This window comes from Myxococcales bacterium (assembly GCA_016716835.1).
Classification (GTDB): Bacteria; Myxococcota_A; Polyangia; order Haliangiales; family Haliangiaceae; genus JADJUW01.
This window is the reverse complement of sequence record JADJUW010000001.1, coordinates 1,333,008-1,353,906: the sequence shown is the minus strand read 5'-3', so window position 1 is coordinate 1,353,906 and position 20,899 is coordinate 1,333,008. Positions and strand designations below refer to the sequence as shown.

12 protein-coding genes are annotated in these 20,899 nt (G+C 65.4%); 6 read left to right on the top strand and 6 right to left on the bottom strand.

Going from position 1 to position 20,899, the window contains the following annotated elements:
- Positions 1 to 203: 203 nt before the first annotated feature.
- Together IPL79_06020 and hutH are read right to left on the bottom strand one after the other, a co-directional pair.
- Positions 204 to 2,174 carry a hypothetical protein gene (locus IPL79_06020; GenBank protein ID MBK9070542.1) on the bottom strand — a complete coding sequence of 657 codons (1,971 nt, stop codon included), beginning with the start codon at positions 2,172 to 2,174 and terminating at the stop codon, positions 204 to 206.
- A gap of 69 nt (positions 2,175 to 2,243) precedes the next feature.
- Positions 2,244 to 3,788 carry a histidine ammonia-lyase gene (hutH, locus tag IPL79_06015; GenBank protein MBK9070541.1) on the bottom strand — a complete coding sequence of 515 codons (1,545 nt, stop codon included), beginning with the start codon at positions 3,786 to 3,788 and terminating at the stop codon, positions 2,244 to 2,246.
- Between the two features lie 123 nt (positions 3,789 to 3,911).
- On the opposite strand from hutH, the gene IPL79_06010 reads away from it, so the two are divergent.
- From IPL79_06010 to IPL79_05995, 4 genes are all read left to right on the top strand, one after another.
- Positions 3,912 to 8,804, top strand: a complete 4,893-nt coding sequence (locus IPL79_06010; protein MBK9070540.1) for a hypothetical protein — start codon at positions 3,912 to 3,914, stop codon at positions 8,802 to 8,804.
- The gene (locus IPL79_06005; protein ID MBK9070539.1) at positions 8,801 to 13,942 is read left to right on the top strand and encodes a hypothetical protein; all 5,142 of its coding nucleotides are present in this window, start codon (positions 8,801 to 8,803) and stop codon (positions 13,940 to 13,942) included. Before IPL79_06010 ends, IPL79_06005 begins: the two co-directional genes overlap by 4 nt.
- Positions 13,932 to 14,159 carry a hypothetical protein gene (locus IPL79_06000; protein MBK9070538.1) on the top strand — a complete coding sequence of 76 codons (228 nt, stop codon included), beginning with the start codon at positions 13,932 to 13,934 and terminating at the stop codon, positions 14,157 to 14,159. Before IPL79_06005 ends, IPL79_06000 begins: the two co-directional genes overlap by 11 nt.
- 103 nt (positions 14,160 to 14,262) lie before the next feature.
- Positions 14,263 to 15,816 carry a serine/threonine protein kinase gene (locus IPL79_05995; GenBank protein MBK9070537.1) on the top strand — a complete coding sequence of 518 codons (1,554 nt, stop codon included), beginning with the start codon at positions 14,263 to 14,265 and terminating at the stop codon, positions 15,814 to 15,816.
- Between the two features lie 8 nt (positions 15,817 to 15,824).
- On the opposite strand, the gene IPL79_05990 is transcribed toward IPL79_05995, so the two are convergent.
- Positions 15,825 to 16,109, bottom strand: coding sequence for a hypothetical protein (locus IPL79_05990; protein MBK9070536.1), 285 nt, complete (start codon positions 16,107 to 16,109; stop codon positions 15,825 to 15,827).
- 181 nt (positions 16,110 to 16,290) lie between these two features.
- Between IPL79_05990 and IPL79_05985 the strand changes: the two genes are divergently transcribed.
- Positions 16,291 to 17,802 carry a YXWGXW repeat-containing protein gene (locus IPL79_05985; protein MBK9070535.1) on the top strand — a complete coding sequence of 504 codons (1,512 nt, stop codon included), beginning with the start codon at positions 16,291 to 16,293 and terminating at the stop codon, positions 17,800 to 17,802.
- 357 nt (positions 17,803 to 18,159) lie between these two features.
- Positions 18,160 to 18,819, top strand: coding sequence for a hypothetical protein (locus tag IPL79_05980; protein MBK9070534.1), 660 nt, complete (start codon positions 18,160 to 18,162; stop codon positions 18,817 to 18,819).
- 85 nt (positions 18,820 to 18,904) lie between these two features.
- Here the strand turns inward: IPL79_05980 and IPL79_05975 are convergent, their stop codons facing one another.
- The 3 genes from IPL79_05975 to IPL79_05965 form a co-directional block, all read right to left on the bottom strand.
- Positions 18,905 to 19,642 carry a FadR family transcriptional regulator gene (locus tag IPL79_05975; GenBank protein ID MBK9070533.1) on the bottom strand — a complete coding sequence of 246 codons (738 nt, stop codon included), beginning with the start codon at positions 19,640 to 19,642 and terminating at the stop codon, positions 18,905 to 18,907.
- Between the two features lie 300 nt (positions 19,643 to 19,942).
- Positions 19,943 to 20,221, bottom strand: a complete 279-nt coding sequence (locus tag IPL79_05970; GenBank protein ID MBK9070532.1) for a hypothetical protein — start codon at positions 20,219 to 20,221, stop codon at positions 19,943 to 19,945.
- Positions 20,179 to 20,472, bottom strand: a complete 294-nt coding sequence (locus tag IPL79_05965; protein ID MBK9070531.1) for an FKBP-type peptidyl-prolyl cis-trans isomerase — start codon at positions 20,470 to 20,472, stop codon at positions 20,179 to 20,181. The genes IPL79_05970 and IPL79_05965 overlap by 43 nt, the downstream gene beginning before the upstream one ends.
- Positions 20,473 to 20,899: the final 427 nt, after the last annotated feature.

Here is a 20,899-nt window from a genome sequence, read left to right as displayed (position 1 = left end):
ATTCGTTTGCTTTCGGTTTTGCGCGCGTTGACAGGCGCGGTCATCGCGCGCTAGCCTATTAATTCGCTGGCCCCATCGTCTAGCGGTCTAGGACACTGGCCCTCAAGCCGGGAACTTGAGTTCGAATCTCTCTGGGGTCACAAACGTGAGTTGCGCGGTTTCGTCATAGCCGACGGCGCTATAGCGGATCGCACGCCCTGCCTCTAATCACACGCGCCGGTGGCGCAAAGGCATGGGCCTTGGCAATGATTGGCAATGACGCCGGTGGCAAAGAACTCCGCCATTTGCCGCCATGCGGCGGGCTGGGTGCGCGTCGCGTAGTGCGCGTTGGTATCGGGCGCCGGGATATTGGTGGCTGGCGGCGGCGCGGCTCCATTATCATAGATGGCCATGGCGCTGGCGCCGGCACCTTGGCCATCCGCTAGCTCGGAGAGCCCCCATGGCGTCGCGGGCGATGGCGTCAAAACGGGTATATTCATCGTTCGCGCCTGCCACTCGGTTGCGAGGTTGGGCAGCTGGTCGTCGCCGAGCGCCATGTGCAGTAGAATCTGCTTGGGGCCATGGCCAAATGCCGTGCCGGCCAAGACGTCGTTGGCGACGCCCGCGGTCTCGCTGCGATCCCAGCGCTGTTGCAGCAAGTTGATGATGAGCGTGCGATCGAGCGCGCTTGGATAGGCGCCCGCCATGAGATCTCGATACGCCGGCCAATCGGTTGAGCGCTCAAGGATCAATGAAAAATTGCCGCCGCCTACGCCAAGCACCGCGCGCGAAATAAATGGGTTGTAAGCAACGGCTGCGGTGCCGAGCACATGGCCCTGCGAAAGCCCGTAAAAGTACATTTTGCTCGGGTCGACGAAAGAGATGTTGGGCGTCGCTGCATCGTTGTCATGATCGTGGGCAAAAAGCGTGGCCGGCCACACCTCCTTGGCGATGTGAGTCAACGCGATTGGATTCACGATGCCTTGGGTCAGGACATCGAACACGGCGTCCCCAAGGCCAATGTTATTGAGCGTGATCGCGACCGAGGCAATGTCGCGCGTTGACATGCCACGCCAATCGGTCGCAACGACGACCATGCACAGCGCGGGCGCGGTGGCGCGCATCGCCGAGGCACGCGCCTCAGAGGCGAGGCCCATGAGTCCGTGGCCAAATACGATGATGCCGACCGGTGCCTTGGCGGTTTTTGCGCAGGTTGGCACCACCGCCGTAAATGGGATGCGGTACATGCCGCCGTACGCCGGTGTATTGTCGGTCCCGCGTGCAAGCACGGTGGTTTGGTCGAAGGCGCCGCCATTGGTTAAAAATAGTGGCGCATCGAACCAGCCATCTACGATTAGGTCAAGTGGTGGTTCGGTGGCAAAGGTTTCGGTAATTTCGTAGGTCTGGGGCGTGCTCGCGAGCGCCGCCAGCGCTTGATCGCGCGCCGACAAGAGATCGCGGCGCACGAAGTCGTCTGAGGCCACCGTAAAATCCCACGCTAGCAGGAGTTCATCTTTGGGGATGCCAGTGGCTACGACGGCGTCGATGGTGGTTTGCAGCTGCGCCGCATAGGCTGCGGTCAGGGTGCCACCGGCGTCGACATCGCCGGCGAGCACGGCCTCAAACGCCGTTGATCGCGGCAGTGGCGCCCCCGTATCATCGCGCAGCGAGCGCCTCAGCGCCACCGCGTACCGATGACCGGGCGTGAGTCGTTGGGATGGGCGGATGAGCAGGGCGCGCTCGGCGGCGCTGGGGGCCCCGGCATCCACCTCGGCGAAATGCATCACGCGTTGGCCTGTGGTGAGATCGAGTAAAGTTGTGGGACTGGCATCGGTGATGCTGGCATCCATGTTGTCGTGGCCAATGAGGCCTAGGGAACTAACGCCTTGGCTAAACGACATGACCATCGGCGCGGCGGCAGAAAACCCATCGGCGCGGTTCCACGACGCGGGGTTGGTCGCCTCGCCGAGCAAGGTCGTGGGGAGAACCTCGGCGGAGAGGGCTAAGCGTTTGCCGGTGGCCGTCGCGGCATCGCCAGTTTCAAAATAGGATGACGGCCAGGGCGTTAGGCAGTGATTCTCCGCGAGCGGATTGCAAGCGGGGTTCGTCGTCGGTGGCGCGCCGTCACATGCGCCTGAAAACAGCGCGGCGATAAAGACGCCGGTACTGAGCAGATTGGCCAAAAGACACCACATGGCGCCACGGTAGCGCAGGTTTCAGCAATAGTTAATATGCCGAACAAGTATCTTGCATGTCAGACATATTTAAGAATTCAAGGAGCCCTGTGCCGCCTCGAGCAAGCTGCCATCGCGCATAAGTTGCTTGATCGCTACAATATCGGTCGCGATCACGCGGTCGGTAAACATCGGCGGCACGCGGCCGCGAATCACCGCATGCACGGCCTCCAGCGGCGCGGTGCTGCGCAGCGGGCGCCGGAGGTCTAGGCCTTGCGCGGCGACGAGCAGCTCAATAGCCAGCCCTGTTTCGACGTGATCGCATACTTGGGCAAACTTGAGCGCGGCGGCGGCGCCCATCGACACGTGATCTTCGCGGCTCGCCGACGAAGGAATGGAATCGACCGAGGCAGGGTGGGCGAGAATCTTGTTTTCGCTGACCAGCGCGGCGGCGGTGACCTGCGCAATCATAAAGCCGGAGTTCAGGCCGCTCTGGGGCGCCAAAAAGGGCGGTAACCCGCTAGAGAGCTGCGGATTGACTAGTTGCTCGACGCGCCGCTCGCTGATATTCGCGAGCTCGGCCACGGCGATGGTCGCTGCGTCAAGCGCGATGGCCACGGGCTGGCCGTGAAAATTGCCGCCGGAGATCATTTCGCCGCTGCCGTCAGCATTTACAAATACCAGTGGGTTGTCGGTCGAGCTGCCTGCCTCGGTGGTGAGCACGCCCGTGGCATACGCCAGCATGTCGCGCGACGCGCCGTGCACCTGCGGCATGCAGCGCAGCGAATACGGATCTTGCACCTTGCCGCATTCGACATGCGCGGCAGCCAGGGGGCTATCGGCGAGCAACGCGCGCAAATGCGCGCCGACCACAACTTGTCCGGAATGCGGACGAGCTGCTACGACGCGCGCGTCAAAGGCGCGCACCGTGCCCATCAGCGCCTCAAGCGACATCGCGCCGGCGATATCGGCGAGCTCACATAGGGCGAGTGCATCGTGCAGCGCCAGCGCGCCGACCGCGGTCATAAGCTGGGTGCCATTGAGCAGGGTCAGGCCTTCCTTAGCAGCAAGTTGCAGCGGGGCAAGGCCCGACTTGGCGAGGGCGGCGACGGCCGGCATAGTGACGCCACCCAATTGCGCCTCGCCTTCGCCGATCATCGCGAGCGCGAGGTGCGCCAGCGGTGCGAGATCGCCCGAGGCGCCGACGGAGCCCCGGCGCGGGATCAGCGGATGCACGCCGCGATTGAGCATGGCGACGAGCAGCTCGCACACTAAGGGCCGCGCGCCGCTGCGACCCGTGGCCAACACCGCGGCACGTAGCAACATCATGGCGCGAGTTACGTCGGTCGGCAGCGGCTCGCCGACGCCTGCCGCATGCGAACGCACGAGGTTTTGTTGCAAGGCGACCAGATCGGCGGCGTTGATGCGCACCTCGGCTAAGGCACCAAAGCCCGTGTTGACGCCGTAAACGGCCTCCGCCGCATCGCCGCCCGCGACGATGTCGTCGATCAGCCTCCGCGAGGCGATCATGCGCGCCGTAGCGTCACCGGCAATTTCGACGGGTGCGTTGTGGCGCGCCACGCGTGCGATCTCAGCCAAGCTAAGTGAGTCACGACCCAAGATGAACGCACGCACCGCGGCACCCTAGCACAGGGCGCAGGTCGCATGCATGCCCACACGTAGGCCTGTCGCATGGCAAACAAAAGCGCGCCGCGCGCATAGCTCCTGCTTTCGATCCTCGCGATAATAAACAAGTCTATGGCCAACGACGGACGTACGTCCAAGCCGCCTCCGTTTCGTCCGCGACCACCCGCGCGCGATTCCGAGCCAGCGTTGGTCGCGCCCAAGCAGGCCATGTCAAACAGCGCCCAGCGCGCGGCCGTGGAAGATGACGATCAAGCCGATCTGCTCGCACCCAAAGCGGCGGTGGGGCCGGGTGGCTTTGCGGCCGGAGCGGAATTTGAGCAACCGTTGCCCGCGCTGGAACCTGCGCCTGAGCAACCGCTCGCGGCGGCGGCGGAAACCACATGGGATCTCACGTTTGATGCGCCGACCATTCTCGAACACCTCATCACCGACCCGTCGCATCAACTGCTTGAGCGCCGCGCCGAGGAAATGCTGGCCGAGCTCGACCGCGCGTCGTCCGCCGATGAAATCGCCATGTTGGCGTATGAATTGGGCGAGCTCTACGAGCGCTGGCTGGTCGATGAGGCGCGCGCGATCAAGTCGTATGGCCGCGCGTTGGCCGCGGAATCGCGCTTTGCGCCCAATCTGTGGGCGATCCGCCGCTTGTTCTATCGCCGCGGGTTGTGGGCGAATTTGCAGAAGCTCATCGATGCCGAGCTAGCGCACGCCGAACGGGTCGAACGCCGTGCCGAGCTCTTGCTCGAACGCGGCATCGTTTGTGAACGCCAAGGCCTGACGGCGGACGCGGCGGACGCGGCGGCCGCGTATCGCGCGTGCGCAGATTTAGCGGAGGCGCCGCTGAGCGCCTTGCTGCACCTCGAGCGCGTTGCGTTGCCGTCCATGTCAGCGCAGGAGCGGGTCGCGCTGTGGACCGAGCTTGCGCACGAATGCGGCGTGCCCGGTCGCCGCGTCGCGTACTGGACCGACGTTGCGCACGCGATGCTTGCGATGGCGGACGGCGATGGCGCCGCGCCGTCGCGCGCGAACGCCGCGCGCGACGCCTTCGACTATCTCGGCGCGCAGGTAGCGGCCGCCGACCAGGACGCCGATGGCATCGCCCGTCTCGCGGTTCGGTTGGCCGAGCTTTCAGGCGATGCCGGACGGCTGGCGCAAGCGTTGGGCGCGCGGGCCAAGACATTGCAGGCCGCGCTCGCAAGCACGACCGGCGATGCGTCTGGCCGTCCCACCGAGCTGGCCGCCGTCCGTCGTCGCCAGGCGCAGCTCGCGCAGGCGCAAGGCGAGCACGGTCAGGCGTGGGACTACTTGCAACAAGCCCTCGCGCTGGCACCCACCGAATTGCTGCTGCTCGAGGAGCTGTCGGTCGCCGCCGAGCGCACGGGCAAGTATGCCGAACTTGCCGACGTCATGGCGTCGTGGCAGGCGTCGGAATCCGATCCGGGCAAGCTGCTTGCGCTTGGCCTGCGGCGCGTCGACGCGTTGATTCGCGGCGGCAAGATAGATCAAGCGAGCGAGCTGCTGGCCTCGTTAGACTCCAGTGGCATCGCGCCAAGCGGCGCGGCGACGATCGCCTTGTTGCGCGAGCGTGAGGCTCTCCTGGCTGGCGACGACGCGTTGGCCGCGCGCGCCCAGGCACGCCTTGGCCACATCTTGGCGAGCGAGTTTAATGACGGCCAGGCGGCGGCCTTTATGTGGACCTGCGCCGCCGAAACGCTTGAACGCGCGAGCGAGCCTGGCGATGGGCACGAGGCGTTGGGGTGGCTTAGGCAAGCCGTTGCGGCGGCACCGGGTTACATGCCTGCGATTTTGCGCGCCCTTGAGCTGTATGCGCGCACGTCGGCGTATCTCGACGGCGCTGCGTTTTGTCGCGCCATGGCCGAGACGCCTGCCACAGGCGAAGGTCATGCGCCAGCGCACGTTCGTTTCTTGCGCGAGCGACAGTGTGAGTTTTTGCGGCTCGCTGGCGAAGAAGCGCAGGCGCGCCAGCTGCTGGGCGAGATTGCCAAGGCCAGCGAGCCGGGCGATCCCGTGCGCCTGGCGTACGATGTCGCCCTCGAGCTCGCGGGGCAGGCCGATGATCGCTTGGAGTGGCTCGCGGTGCTGGCAAAATCCGAGCCCGCGGCGGCGCGTCGCATGGATGCCTGCCTCGCCGCGGCGCGTGTGTGTGAACGGCGCGGCGCGTGGCGCACCTCGCTGGCGTGGTGCGAGCAGGCGATTAGCCATGCGGCGGCCGCGGGCGATGCCTCGCCGACGTATGCGCTCACCTTGGCGATGGCACGTCGACATGAGCTGTGGCAGGACGTCTATCGCCTGCAACGCGAGCGCATGCCGTTGCTCGATGGCGACGAGGCGCGCGCGGCGCAGCTTGAGTGCGCGTGGGTGCTGGAATTTCATCTCGGCGATCCCGAGCGCGCCTTTCGCGAGTACGGCCACACCCTGTTGCGGTTTCCCGGCGATGCCGCGGCGGTTGGTGGCGCCATGCGCACCGGCCTGGCGTCGCTTGAGCTGTTGTCGGCGGCCGAATGCGCGCAGCTGCGCGAGCTAGCGGGGCGCGATCCGATCCTGCTTGCCAACTGGGCGCAGGCGATGAGCAATCGCGATGCGGCCGCGGCGCGCGAGGCCTTTGCGTTGGCCGCCGACGCCGCGCCCGCCGAGGGCGTGGATCCCGGCGCGCCGCGCTTTGCCGCGCAGCGATGGTGGATGCTCGCGTCAGACTCGGCCGAGCGCACCGCCGCCATGGCGCGGCTGGCGATGTTATCGGCGCCCGGCGATGCGGCGGCAAGCCTCGGCGAGGCGCAGGCGTGGCTGGGCCTCGCGCGGGCGCCAGAGCTGGCGACGTTTTCGGCGAGCATCGACGAGGCGGCGCGCCATGCGCACGCCCCAACGCAGCGGCTCGCGCTTGGCACGAGCAAGGCCTTCATTATCGCAAGGCAGGGCGACGCCGATGCCACCGCGCGCGCGTTTCACGACGCCTCGCGTGCGGCCGAGGTCGAACCCGGCGTGTGGGCAGCCTCAACCCATGTTCGCGCGGCCTTGGCCGTGGTTGAAGATAGCCTTAGCAAGTCCCAGGCGCGCCTCGATCACGCACGCCGAGCCGCGCCGCACCGTGCCGATATCCAAGTATTGGCCGCCGACTTGATGGGCGTGAGCGTTTCCGCCGCGGCGCCGACCGACGCGCCGAGTGCGGCAACCATCGATCATCTGATGAGCCGAGCGGATCTCTTGGAGCAGCGGATGGCGCTGGCCGCCGATTCGGCATCGCAACATGCCTGGCGCCTAGATCGCGCCGAAGCCCTTGAATCGGCTGGGCGCGTCGCGGATGCCATGGCCGAGGTGCAAGCGGTCTTGCGCGACCGGCGCAGCGACATTCGCGCGCTTGAGGCGATGCGGCGGCTCGGCCTGATGACAGGACGGCGAGATCTTCAGGCCGCGGCGGCGTTTGAGCTGGCGACGTTTTTGCGCCAACCCGCCGCGCGCGCGGCGTTGTGGCGGCAGGCGGCGGCGCTATGGGATACCGAGGGCGCGGACGATACGTCGCTAAGCAAGGCGACGCTCGCCTATAAGCGGTTGATCATCGACGACCCCGATGCGGCGGAATTTGCGCGCCTGACCGAGCTCCTGCGCGAGTTTGGCGAATATGACGAGCTCGTCGATGCGCTGTCACAAGGGATTTCGCACCTCCGCCATCGCATGAATCAACTGGCGCAGGTCGGCGAGGCGGCGGCCGATCGCGAGGCGGGCCTTATCGCGGCGCCGCTCGCTGACACGTTGTGCGAGCGTGCGCGCTACTATTGGCACCTTGGCGACAATGCGCGCGCCTTGGCGGACTTGCGGCAGGCGCTCGCGCTGGCGCCAACGCACGCCGAGGCGCAGCTCGCCTACGACGTCGCCAACGCGCGGCAAACGCAACACGTCGCCGCCATGGCGAGGCATGCCGCCGAGGTCTCGGGCGTGCATGAATTGGCAAGCGTGCGCGGGACGCCGCGGGTGACGGGCCCGGCCAAGACGCTCGTCGACCGCATGGACGAGGCGCGGGCACAGCTCGCATCGCATCCGCATCGCATGGCCTTGTATGAGGAATTGCTCGCCTTATCGCGCCTCGGGGGCGATCTGTTGCTCGCCAGTCGCTGCGAGAGCGTGCTGCGCTGTCTGAGCAGCAAGGCCGATCCGGCGCCGCCGTTGCCGGCGCGGTTTCCGCCGCTGATCGCCCTCGTGCACGACGTCGATGTGCCCGCGGTCGCGTCCCCACTGACCAACATCTGGCAGGCCTTGGCGCCGACGTTTTTGCAGGCGGGCGATGCCGAGCGTCGCGAGCGCTACAACAAGGCGGCGGGCCCCGAGGTGTCCATGAAGCAGCTCGCCCAGCAATGGCCGGTGCTCGCCTCGGCGGTGGCGGCGACCCAGCGCAGCGTCCGCGTATTTGTCACGCGCGATCATCCTGGCGTGTGTCGGGTCGTCGACGGCGCGCCGATTCATTTATACGTCAGCGAAGATGTTGCACGTTGTGTCCGAAGTTCGGACATTGCGCGTTGTGCGGGCGCGCTCGCCCTGTCGGCGGCGCAGCTGGGCTCGGCCGTCACCTCGGTGCCGGCGGACGTAGCGGGCTGGATCGAGGCGGCGGCCATTACCATGGCGGTGCCGGCGGCAACGCGCCACGCGTGGCTTGATGTCCATGGCGTCGCAAGCGCGGTGGATGCCCGCGTGACGCAACTTTCGTCTAGCATTAGCGAGGCGCAGACGGCGCTGCTCGACGCCGCGTTCGCCAAGCTGGCAACGCTGCCGGGCGATGAACAGATGCAGCTCAGCCAATGGCAAGGCGGCCTGGCCGAGGTGGCGCTGCGCATCGCGCTGGTGACAACAGGCGATCTGGCCGGCGTGCTCGAAGGTTTTGACATTACCGCGGCAACGCTGCAAGAAGACCCCGTTGCGCGGCGCTTGCTGCCGTGGTTTGTTAGCGCGCAATTTTCCGAGCTGTGGAAGCAGCGGCATATGGAGACGTCGCTATGAGCGAAGGCAAGCCCCTCGACGGCCGCGAGGCGCTAGGCGCGGATGCGGAGAGCGTCGACGAATCCGCCTTGATCACCGCGCGCGGCGAGGACGTCTTCGCCGCGCTGTCGGAAACCGATCTCGAACGCGAGCTGTCGGCCTGGGACGAGGAGTTCGATTCGCTCGTCGACGGCGCCAAGAGCGCGGACAACGCCGCGATTTCCATGGACGACGTTAGCGACGACGCCTCAACGCTGGAGGTCGATCTCGAACGACTAACGATGGCGCAGCTCGCGCGTCTCGGCGAGGTGGAGCGTGAGTCGCTGTTTGGCGAGTCGACGGCGGTCGATGCCGAGGCCATAGACGAAGAGGATATCGTCAACGAAGTGCCGGGTGTTGCCGAGGTGGCCGCCGCTGCCGACGTGGCCGCCGTTGTCGAGGTTCCCGCGGCTATCGACGTCGTCGCCGTTGCCGACGTGCGGGCGGATGTCGCGACCGCCTTGGCAGAACTCGGAGCGCCCCTACCGCTCGAAGCGGGCGACGACGACGACGATTTCTACGCTGAACTGGAGATTGAAACCGAGGCGTATGCGCTTAGCGGTGAATGGTCGACCCATGTCATAACGCGCGAAGGCGGGGCCACTGGCCTCGCCACTGCGGTCAGGCCCGAGCCTTGCGGCACCGCGCCCGCTCCGCTGCCCACGCCGGCGGTGGTGCCCGTGCCGGTAGCTGAGGCGGCCCAGCTCGTGCCCTCGCCGAGCTTGGCCGACGAAGAGCTCCTCCCCGCGGTGAGTCGCCGACGAACGACCCAAATGCCGCCAGGCGCGGGCGCCGGGCTGACGTACTTGGGTTCAAAGCCGATCGCGCCGCCGGTGCGCAGGCGCGTGCGCGATGCGCTGCCACGGCTCGTGCTCGATGATTTAGGCGCGGTGCCCAAAACGCTTGCGCACCCGGCATGCGATCTCGAAGAAGATGCCGCGCGGCTGCTCATGACGTATGAACAGGAACTCTCACATTCGGCCGATCCGGCGCGCGTGCTGCTGCTGCGCGGCGAGGCCGGGCGCTTAGCGCTGCGGGTTGGCGATGCCGAGCGCGCCAAGCTGCATTTTGAATCGTCGCTTTTGCGCGACCCAAATTCCTTGGTGGCGCTGCGCGGGCTGCGCGCGGTGGCGCGCGTGATGGGGCAGTGGCGCGAGGCGGTCGCCTATTGTGAGGCTGAGCTTGAGCTCGTCAGCGCGCAGGAACGCGCCGCCGTTGCCATGCTGCGCATCTATTATTTAATTGTTTCGGGCGAGCAGGATCTCGCACGGGTGGCGGTTGGCGAGTTTGTGGAGGAGCATCCTGGCGACGTGGCGGCGGCGCTGCTCGAGGCCGAGCTCGCCTTCGTCGACGGGCGCGCGGACGAACTCTTCGCCGTGCTGGGCCGCGTCTCGCAAAGCACCGTCGATCTGCCGTTGGCGGCGTGGGCGCGCAAGCTCGCGGCTTGCGGCACGCTCGATGCGCAGCCCGCGCGCGCGCTTGCGGCGCTGAGCACCGCCGCGTCGTCGGCCGAACAGGGTGATCCAGGCGCCGCCTTATTGCGCATCGAGGCGGCGGCGTTGCTCGGCGACCACGCGCGCGTCGTTGAGGAGTTGCGACGCTTGGCAGAAATTTCAGCCGGCAGCGATCCAACGTTTGCCGCCGCGCTCGCCTGCCACGCTGCCGAGCTGGCATCGCGCCACGTCTCGACGGCAGCCCAGCAGACGATGGCGGCGATGGCGCTCGCCTTGGCGCCGGCGTCGCCGTTTGTTGCCAATTGCGCGGCCGCGCTGATTGGAAGTGCCGGCGCAGAGACGACCGTCACACAGGCGGTCTATGCCTTGGCCGCACTGGATGACCCGCGTCATCGCGCGTATGTCGCGCAGCTCGCCTTGCGCGCCGGCATCGCCTCGTCGTCCGACGCCGATGCCACCCATGTCGGGCCGTTGTCGCAACACACCGAGCCGATTGCACCGCGTTGGTCGACCCAACTAGGCAGCGAGCAACAGGCCGCGCTGGCATTTTGGCAGGGCGCGCCTGAGGTGCTAGGCAAGGGCGATGCCGCCTACGATGCGCTGCAACGTCACCGCGGCGGCGCCACCGACTTGCCGCTTGGTGAACCTCGTAGCTATGCGTCATGGCTTGGCGCTATTGCCAAGTTGGGAGCCGGGCCGGCCGCCTCGTCGCATCGACAACTCTGGGAGGCGATACACGATGAGGCCGCCACCGCGTCGTGGTCGCTGTGGTGGCAGCGCGCCCGCGCCGTGGTGTGGTTGGAGCGCGACGGGCAGGTCGCGACGCGCGAGCGCACATCGTTGACGGCGCAAGCGGCACCCTATGCGCGCATGCTTCAGGTCGCTGCCGGCGCGGCCGACTCGCCGGCTCGGCCACGCACGGTGCTCGCCGACGCGGGCGGCCAGGATGGGTTTGTCGTCGCCTTGCGCGCCGCCGATGAGGCCTTGCGCGCAGGCGATCCAACAACCACGTTTGCCTCGCTCGCACGCGCGTTGGCAGGAAGGCCGGGCCATCCGTTTGCCTTGGCGACCTTGGCCCACGCCGCCGCCCTAGCCGACGGCACGCAGGTTGCTTTGCCGGTGGTGGCGGAGGTGCGGCGACACGCGGAGGGCTTCGCGGGGGCGAACGCCGGGCCCGCGTTTGAGCTGCTTGCGGAGGTGCTCATCGAAATTGTCCGAGATCCGGTCGGCGCGTTGGCCGCGCACGAGGCGGCGATTCTCGCGAAATCTGCCAGCCACGCGAGTTGGCGCGGGGTGGAGGTGGCGTATCTCGTCGCGGGCCGCGGCGGCGATGCGTGGTTGCTTCGCCAAGAAATGCTCAAGGAGGCTGGGCTGGGCGACGATGGCACCGCCGTCCTGCTCGATACGATCGCGATGGGCGAGCGCGACAATAAACCAGATGCCGAGATGTTGCCGCTGTATCGCCAGATCGCCGCGATCGCCGATATCACGCAGCCAGGCACCGGTCGCGCCCTCCTGCTGCTCGAGTCAATGTTGCGTCGGCAGGGCTCGTCGCGCGAGCTCGCCGATATCTCAGTGCGCATCTCGCAAGTCTTTGGTGGCGAGCCCATGCTCGGCGCGGCGTTCCTTACCCGCAGCGCCGAGACGCTGCTCGATCTGGGCGAGTATCAGCTCGCCACGGCGCATTTTCGCAACGCGCTGGCGACGGTGCCACTATATCGCGCCGCGGCCACGGGTTGGCTGCGCGCCGCCATCTTGCAAGGCAACTGGGACGATGCAGGCGAGGCCGCGCGTTGCGAGGCGGTGGCCGTGCGTGACGCCGTCGCGGCCGCGCACGCCTGGCACCTCGCCGCGGTCATCGAGATGGATCGCAAGGCAGCACCCGATTTATCGGCGGCGCATAAATTGCTGCGCGCCGCGTACGCCCACGCGCCGCGCAATCGCGACGTCGGCGTGCGCTTAATGGCGATCCTCGCGGCGCAGGGCGATGATGACAAGCGCGCGGCTTTTTGGGCCGAGCACGTCGCGCACGAGCAAAACCCCGCGATGGTCGCGACGCTGCATCGCGAGCTCGCGCGCCACCATGACGGCCTTGCCCAGCCCGAGGCGCGCCTGCAGGCGACCGCGCATTGGGAGGCATTGCGGGCGATTGCACCCAACGATCTCGAGGCCCTGCGACGGCTCACCGACATTTATTGGGCGGGCGAGCAGCTCGATGACTGCGCCAAGATTCTTGCCGTGCGCGTCCGCGTGGAGGTCGAGCCTCACACGCGGGCACAGCTCTTTCGCCGACTGGGTGAGCTCTATACGACCGCTCGACCCGACGCGGTCTTGGCGCTACGCGCCTGGCGCGAGGCCTTGGTGTTCGCTCCGAGCGATGTCCACGTGCTCGAGCAAATCGCGGTCGCGGCACAGGCGGCCGGCGACCCCTCGATTGGGCTCGCCGCATGCGAACGGTGGCTCAAGGCGTCGCCGTCACCGCTGATGCAGGCGCGGTGCTTGCGCTATATGGGGCAGTTGCTGCTCGCCGCGGGTGATCCCAAACGCGCGGAACGCGCCCTGGTTGCCGCGCTCGATCGCAATCCGACCGACGCGGAGGCGCTCGCGGCGCTGGTTGGTTACTTCGACCAGCGCGGCGATGCGGGCGCCGCCAAGGTTCGTCTGGACCGCGTCGCGCATGCGCTGCGCAACCTGGCCTTGACCCAGCCAACCGTCGCGGGGCTGCTCGCGTTGGCGCGGGTCCACCAGGCGCGCGAGGGGGTGGGCGCCGAAGGCGCATGGCTGGAAGCGGCCTTTGCGCGCCAGCTCGTTGGCTATTTCGAAGGCGGCGATGCGGCGCCGGTGGAAGATACCAGCGTCGGCCTGGTGCCCGAGCTGTTGCCAACCTTGTTTCCGCAAGGCATGAGCGGCGAGCTGCGCCACATCTTTAGCGCCTCAGGGGACCGCCTCGCCAAGCATATTGGGACCGATCTGCGGGTGTTTGGCGTTTCCCGCGGCGATCGCCTGACCAGTCAAGATCCGGCGGCGCAGCGGCTTGGCGACGCTGCCGAGCGCGGCGGCTTTGCGGAGGTCGACATCTATGTCAGCGACACCTTGCCGCTGGCGTGCATCCCCGTGCTCACCTCGCCGTTGGTGCTTATTGTCGGACGCCAGTTGCTGTCGCAGCCACGCCAATTGCGCGCAGCCGCCGCGGCCGCACTCTTTCTCGCGCAGACCAAGCTGGCCTTGGCGATGACGCTCGCACCGGAGCCGTTTTCCCAATTACTCGCCAGCCTGCTCCATGTCTTTCAAGACGTCGTCGTCGGTGGGCACGAGGCGCGCGCGATCGAGCGCGAGTCGCAAAAATTGCGACGCTTGCTGCCGTCGGCCTTGCTTGCCGAGCTGCGCCCATTTGGCCTCGCGATCGATCCGAGCATCTGCGCCGGCACGGGCTTTCGCGATCAGGCGCTCGTCGCGGCCTATCGCGCCGCGCTGCTCGCGTGCGGCGACCTCGGCGCGGTGGTCGACGTCATGCTGGGTGGCCGGCCCGCAGATCCGCTGACCGCCCTGGCCAATCCCGCGGTGCGCGAGGTGGTGCGGTTTGCCCTCTCTGATGACGTGGCTCAGTTTGGCGCTGCAATCGGTCGCGCGACAAAAATGACGATTCCGCCGCCCCTTGTGGGATAATGGCGGCCATGCCAACCCCGACGGAGAGGGCGCGCATAACGATGGCGACGCGCCGGGTCGCTTGATGGATGGCGGCGCCGCGAGGCCATTTTTGGAACGAGCCGAACTTGCCGGCGAAGGCCCAGGCGTCTTCTGTGACGACGAGTATGGCTATTTAAGGCAGATCTTGCCGTCGCCGCTCGCCGCCGATCCGTCGCCGCGACCTCCATGCAGCTAAGTGCGCGGGGTGAACGCACGGGCGGGATTTGCCTACATTGTGGCTACGCTCGCTGTGGCGGCGCGGCGCGTCGCACGCCGCAAGTCATGGTACATTTAGATGCGTGACGGTCGATGAGAAAAAGACCCAGTTGGGCATGCCCAACGCGGCTGGGCCCGGTGCCTCAGGCGATGCGAGCAGCGGCCGCGCGGCGGCGGCGGCGGCGGCGCAGGCCGCGGTGCACAGCTACCTGCCGGGCGTTGCCGTTGACGATCCGCTGCTCGGGCAAACGCTGGTCGGCAAATATTACGTCGAGAAAAAACTCGGCGAAGGCGGCATGGGCGCGGTCTACCTCTGCCAACACGTGCTCCTCGAAAAAGCGGTGGCGCTTAAGGTGCTCCACGGCGAGTTTGCGCGCAAGCCTGAGCTGGTGCAGCGCTTCATGCAAGAGGCGCGCGCCGCTTCGAAAATCCGCCACGAAAACGTCATCGACATCTCGGACTTCGGCGCGACGTCCGACGGCATCGTGTTTTTTGCCATGGAGCTCTTGTCGGGCCACGACCTGCATCATGAGGTTGGGCGCGCCAAGGTCGACGGCACCTATCTGCCGTGGGATCGCTCGCTTTCGATCTTTTTGCAAGTTTGCTCGGCGTTGGCGGCGGCGCACAAACAAGGGATTGTGCATCGCGATCTCAAACCCGAAAATATTTATGTCGTTGAGCGCAACGGGCGCAACGATTGGGTCAAGCTGCTCGATTTTGGCATCGCCAAGCTGACCGAGCTCGGCGAGGGCGAGAAAAAACTTACGCGCACCGGCATGCTGTTTGGCACGCCGGAGTACATGGCGCCCGAGCAGGCGCGCGGCGAGCAAATCGATCATCGCGTCGACGTCTACGCGATGGGTTGCATCTTGCACCAGCTGGTAACCTCGCGGGTGCCGTTTGAATCTGACAATTACATGGGCGTGTTAACGCAGCACCTAACCTCACCGCCACCGCCCGTCTCGCCGGCCGCGCTTGCCGGCTCGGGCGCGCCACCGGCCATCGCTGGCGTCATCGCCAAGGCGCTCGCAAAAGACCGCGATCAGCGGTATTCGACGATCGTCGAATTGGCGCAGGCGGTACGCGCGGCGGCGGGACTGGCTCCAGAAGATGAGCATGGCACCATGTTTCATTCGTCGACTGGCATGACAGGAGTCGGCGGTGGACCGTCCGGCGGTTATCACGGCGCGCGCCCGGCGACGGCGGTAGAGCCGAGAGGCGGCGAGGGCAGGGTGGGCCAAAAATCCAAGTTGCCCTTGGTGGTCGCGGTTGCGGTGGCGCTGATCGCCGTCGCCGCGATCGCGTTTATGGCGTTATCGCCTGAGGCGCCGCAAGACGCCGCCGTTGGACCCGCGTTGCCGCCAACGCCGGCAGCTGCGGCTGATGTGGCACCTGTGGCAACTCAACCACCGCCCGTCGTGGCGCCGTCCGTGGCGCCGGATGCGGCGCTCGCGCCAATTTCCGATGCCGCGCCGAGTACCGTCCCAGATGCCACGCCAGTAGCAGTGCCTCCTAGCACGCCGAAAAAGCCACCGGGCAAACCGAACAAGCCAAAACCGACGCCGGCTTCCGACGACGGCTTGATTGAGCTTAAGCAGGCGCCGTTGACGGATTCGCCGCCTGCGTCCGCGCCGTAGCCTGCTAGTTAGTGCCCCGTCATGCAATCGTGGATTTTTTGCGCCGCGGCCGTGGTCGGACGACCGGTGGCGCCGTCGCATTGAAAGTTGGCTTCGAAGCACCGGGCCTCGCGGTCGACTGACTCGGTCTCGGCATAGGCGGGTTCAACCCGCGGCAGCTCGGCTAGGCATTGCGCGCGCGCCGCCTCGTCGGTCAGGCCGTTGCAGCAGGCAACCGAGGCCTTCTCGTAGCGCTTGTAGGCGCCCTTGTATTTGGGCTTACCGCACGCGGCCAGCGCTGTGAAACATAGCAACAGGGGGAGTGTGAAGCGGAGGCGACAGAAGCGGTCCATACATTTCCTTTTCGCGGGTAACCGCCCGAACATCCGTGATGGCTGGTAGGGCATGGCTAGCTACAATGCGAATTTGGGGCCAAGCATGTGCGCTGCTGTGCCAGCGCGCTGCGTGGCACATGCCTTGCTATCTCTAGCGAGCATGCAGTACAGCGTCATTGGTTTGGTCGCGGTCGTTATTGGTTGCTTTGGTTCGGCAGGATGTGGCGCGCGCTATCGCGGCACGCTGGCCAAGGTCAGCACAGCGGAGGGGCAAATCGGCGTCGTCGGCCATCAGCCATCGGCGGCGATCGCCGTGCCGTCCGGGGCAACGATTCGGCGTGAGCTAAGCGCAACCATCAATGTGCCGCGCGCGATGGTCGTCGACTACGTCGCCACCTGCGATGGTCAGACGATGCCCGGCAGGGTGGGGCAGCCGTGGGAAGAGTTCTACGCGCAGGCCTTGGCGCACGAACAAGCCAAATGGGATGAAGCCTTTGCCAAGGCGCAAAAAGAGGCGGCGGAGGCGAAGGCCGATGGCGAGGTCCGCGTGCAGGCAGGGCCGATCTCCGGGCGAGTCAGCGTGGACGCCGTTATCTCGCTGCAGCCTGGCTTGCCACCAAGGCCCACGGCGTTGCCGCCGCACATCACCGGCGCAACGACGCACAACGTTGCCTTCCCGGTGGCGCCGACGCCGATGCACGCCTGCACGTTTGAAGTGAACACAAATGATGTCGGCGCGCGCAGCGGCATCTGGGGTGCGTTTGCGATCGCCGCGACGATCGATAGCGCGCCCAACCCTGGCGCGAAGGCCAATACGTTTCGCGGTGAGCTGGTCGCCTCGCTCGAGGCGCAGGGCGCGAGGACGCGGCCGCGCGTTGTGGTCGCACCGCCGCCGCGCGTGGTGATCGCGCCGCCGGTTGTAATTGCGCCGCCGAAAGTTGTGGTGACGCCGCCGCGCGTTGTAGTCGCGCCACCGCCGCGCCGGGTGGTGCCAGCGGCAGGGATCGAAATAAATGTTGGCGCATCGATCAAGCCCGATCCAGTGCAGCTACGTTTGGAGTGGGAGCGGGGGCGCGATCTCGCAGTGCGCGATTGGCGGATCGGCTCCATGAGCTGGATCATCGCCGCCGGGGCCGACACGGGCCTGCGCGCGCGGCAACGGGCCGAGCGCGAGAGTTTGCGTGCACGGCAGCTAGCCGAACGCGAACGCCTGCGTGCCCAGCGAACGGCCGAGCTTGAGGCGTATGCGCGTGGGGTAGCCAGCGCGCGAATTGATTTCCGCGCGAGCGCCGAGGCTTATGTGCGCCGCAGCGGTGCCCGCGACAGGCCAGGGCGACCCGCTAACATTGAAGAGCTCGTGCCGCCCGCGCCATCGGCACAGTCGGAGTGGCATGGCGGCAGTTGGGCGTTCAACGAGGCGGCGTGGCGCTGGGAATGGCGCCCCGGCACGTGGAAGCTCTCGGTCGCCAAGACGGTAAGCGCGGTGCTCGACGTCGCGGGCCAGGTCACGGCGCCCGCGCCACCCGCGGCGCGCGTCGAAGTCGTCACCGCGCCACCATCGGCCGGCGCCGCGTGGGTCCGCGGCACGTGGGTGTGGCGCGATGGCCAGTGGCACTGGTCGGCGGGCTATTGGGTGCAGGCGCACGCCGGCGTGCGCGTCGAGCTTCGTTAATCTGAATTGAGTTTTCGCCTCGTCACCGATCTCGAATTGCCAACCTGCGATTTTGGTATCGCAGTGGGCTGGTCACGAAGTTTCGCCCTGAGCTTGCAGGCTTGCTCGCGAAGCACATTGATGCGCGCGCTGGCGCGTGCGCACGCCGCCGACATGTTGTTGTGCAGACGCATCACACTGGGCCACGCACCTGTGAACTGATGTTCCTGCAACACGCAGCGAAGCGCGCTTGAACAATACACCGCGCGGCTTCGGCGCCTGCGCGCGCGAGGATGAGTGCGGGCGTGTACTTCCGTGACGTACTGGCGCGCATCTTGCTTTGGTTAGTGAACACCGTCCCACACCTAAGGAAACAACATGAAGCACCAACACTCCCTCACTCTCGCAACCATCACCACGGCAGGCATGCTCACGGCGTGCGTCAACATGTCGACGCTGCAGACCGCGCGCACGTTAAAGCCAGGCCAGTGGGAGGCAACCGTTGGCGGCGGCTACTATGAGAGCCCAGACCTAAATGAAGCCGTTGAAGAAGTGGCCGATACGGAAGTCGATCGCATCGCCTCGGCCTATTCCGAGCTAACACTTCGCCGCGGCATTACCGAAAACATCGACCTCGGCCTCAAGGCGACGCTGCCCGGCACCGGCGTCATCGACGGCAAGTATCAGTTCATCGATGCTGGCGGCTTGGCGGTCGCGGCGGGCGTTGGGCTTGGCTATCTGTCGCTCGAAAGCGGCACCGGCGATGAGACCTCAGAATCGACGATCTTTGAAACCCATGGCACGGTCTACGCCAGCTACGACGTCGCACCGTGGTTTGCGATCTATGCCGCGCCCAAATACATTGGCCGCTTTTATGGCGGCGAGTCGTCGGGCACCTCGCACATGGTCGGCGCGACCGGCGGCGTCAAGCTCGGGGGGCGCGTTGGGCTCTATCTCGAGACCTCCCACATGACCGCGCTCAACGCCGACGACTTCACCGCGGCGCAATTCAACGGCTCGCTTTTCTTTGGCTTTTAGCTAACAGGCATGCCGCGCGGCGCAGTTAGAAATCCGACGCAGGGCTTGGAGCGTAAGCCAATGTGGGCAAACAAGAGGCTTCGGATTACGCCGGCGGCAAGAGGCGTATCGGCGCGCCGGGTCTGGTCATCATCTTGGCCACCATCTCGGCGCCGTGCCGCAGGAATCGATCTTCGATGGCAACGGCCTTGGCAACGTCGTGCGCGGCGATGGCATCGATGAGCTCTCGATGATACTCGTAGATGCTCACGTGGTCGGCGACAAATAGTTGCAGCACGGTCGCAAATGATTTGGTGATGTCGCGAATGGTGTTGACGAGCAAGACGAAAATTGTGTTGTCAGCACCCTGGGCGATGGCGCCACGCAGATCAAAGTCGTAGTTGTGCAAGGCAATGCCGGTAGACGTCGTGGCAAGCTCGGCGATTTCGCGCATCTTTGCTACCTGTTCGTCTGTGGCTCGCATGGCCGCTAGCCGTACGATCTCGCGTCCCGTCAGCAGCCGGAATTCAACCATGTCGCGCAGCAGGTCGGTCCGATTTGGCATGGCGTGCGCCAGCAGAATTGGAATGACATCCACGCGGCCGTTGGTAACAAAGTCGCAAACCCTGGTGCCGTCGCCCTGGCGAATGGAAACAATGCCGAGTGCCTCGAGCCGCTTGATGCCCTCGCGCACGCTTGAGCGATGCACCCCCAGGGATTCTGAAAGGTCTCGCTCGGTTGGCAGCTTGCTGCCGGTTGGATATTTGCCGCCGAAGATCAGCGAAAGCAGATGCTTTTCAACGCCGTCTGCTACTTTTTTACGATCGGGTTGCGCTTGCGCCACGGCGCCGACCATAGCGGCAAGCGAGGGCTTGCGGTAGCGGGCCTGGCTTTAACTTTGGTCTTTGGTGCGACAACTTGTTAGCGCGATCACCGAAACTGCCGCTCCCTGGCGCGTCATCATACAAGCTTGGTGCGCGCCCAACGACGTCCGGCATACACGCCTTGACTTGGAAGCAGCCTATCCACGGCGTTTAACGGTGGGAGCTTGGTCAATGGTCGCACCCGTTCTACGAACGCCAAACGCAGATTCTTTCTTCTAGTTACTATATTTGTCTAAATTCGCTCAATCAGGGTCCGGACTTCAGAGGGTCCGGACTTCAGACTTTATATGATGCCCACCGGGCCCATGAATGTGCCCGTGCACCGGTTCATTTGGGCCAGCCGTCCTCACGCTCTCGACGTTACCGGTGAAGAACAAATTCATACCTGCCATAGGGTGATTTAGGTCGAGCGTGACCACGGTTTCGCCAATTGAATTAACCATGGCGCGCACCATGTTGCCCTGTGGATCGCGCAGCGGCAGCACATTGCCAACCGTCAACAAGGCATCAGGTACTTTGCCATTTGGATCGGTAGACATGGTTTTTCTGCCTCAAAGATGGCGCCTTCATCGTACTCGCCATAGGCCTCCGCCGCGGCGACAGCAAAGGCAAACCTGTCGCCCGTCTTAAGGCCGGCAAGATTGGTTTCAAACGTTGGGATCATCGACCCGTTGCCTAAGATAAACCCGAGCGGCGCGTCGCCCTTGGTTGCCTCGACCACGCCGCCATCCGCGGTGCCTTCGGTGAGGGTGTAATGCACGGTTACCACGCAGTTTGGCTGAATTTGCATGGCGCGTTCGTCACCCGACTGAGCCCAGGCTGTGAAGGCACCGCTGTGCCTGACTTCGTGGTCGGAAGGCGAAGGCACCGGGGCCCAAGTTTGTTGGCGCGACTCGAACGATCTGGCCTGCAATTAAGCCAATATATATTAAGTAATACATTTTGGACGGTCCAATTTGTATGATAATTGGCCAGGTTTTCAGGTGACTCATCTGTCTTTTGTGTTGTTTAAATATCCGTAATTATATTATTATTTGCGATTCATTATCTCTGGTGAGGTTTTTGCATTTTTAAAATTTTTAATTGGTCCAATCATTTATTCTTGACTGGCTTTATCGACTAGTCGTACCAACCAGCCAATCATGAAAAACGAGAAACGAAAAAAGCTGTCGCTGTCCCGCTTGAAAATTGAAAAGCTGTCACAGGTCCGAGGCGCT

What these genes read in the sequence shown, in the direction of transcription:
- IPL79_05970 (MBK9070532.1), bottom strand. Translation starts at nt 20,221, where the DNA reads ATGTCTACCGATCCAAATGGCAAAGTACCTGATGCCTTGTTGACGGTT.
- IPL79_06010 (MBK9070540.1), top strand. Translation starts at nt 3,912, where the DNA reads ATGGCCAACGACGGACGTACGTCCAAGCCGCCTCCGTTTCGTCCGCGA.
- IPL79_06020 (MBK9070542.1), bottom strand. Translation starts at nt 2,174, where the DNA reads ATGTGGTGTCTTTTGGCCAATCTGCTCAGTACCGGCGTCTTTATCGCC.
- IPL79_05965 (MBK9070531.1), bottom strand. Translation starts at nt 20,472, where the DNA reads ATGCAAATTCAGCCAAACTGCGTGGTAACCGTGCATTACACCCTCACC.
- IPL79_05980 (MBK9070534.1), top strand. Translation starts at nt 18,160, where the DNA reads ATGAAGCACCAACACTCCCTCACTCTCGCAACCATCACCACGGCAGGC.
- IPL79_05985 (MBK9070535.1), top strand. Translation starts at nt 16,291, where the DNA reads ATGCAGTACAGCGTCATTGGTTTGGTCGCGGTCGTTATTGGTTGCTTT.
- IPL79_06005 (MBK9070539.1), top strand. Translation starts at nt 8,801, where the DNA reads ATGAGCGAAGGCAAGCCCCTCGACGGCCGCGAGGCGCTAGGCGCGGAT.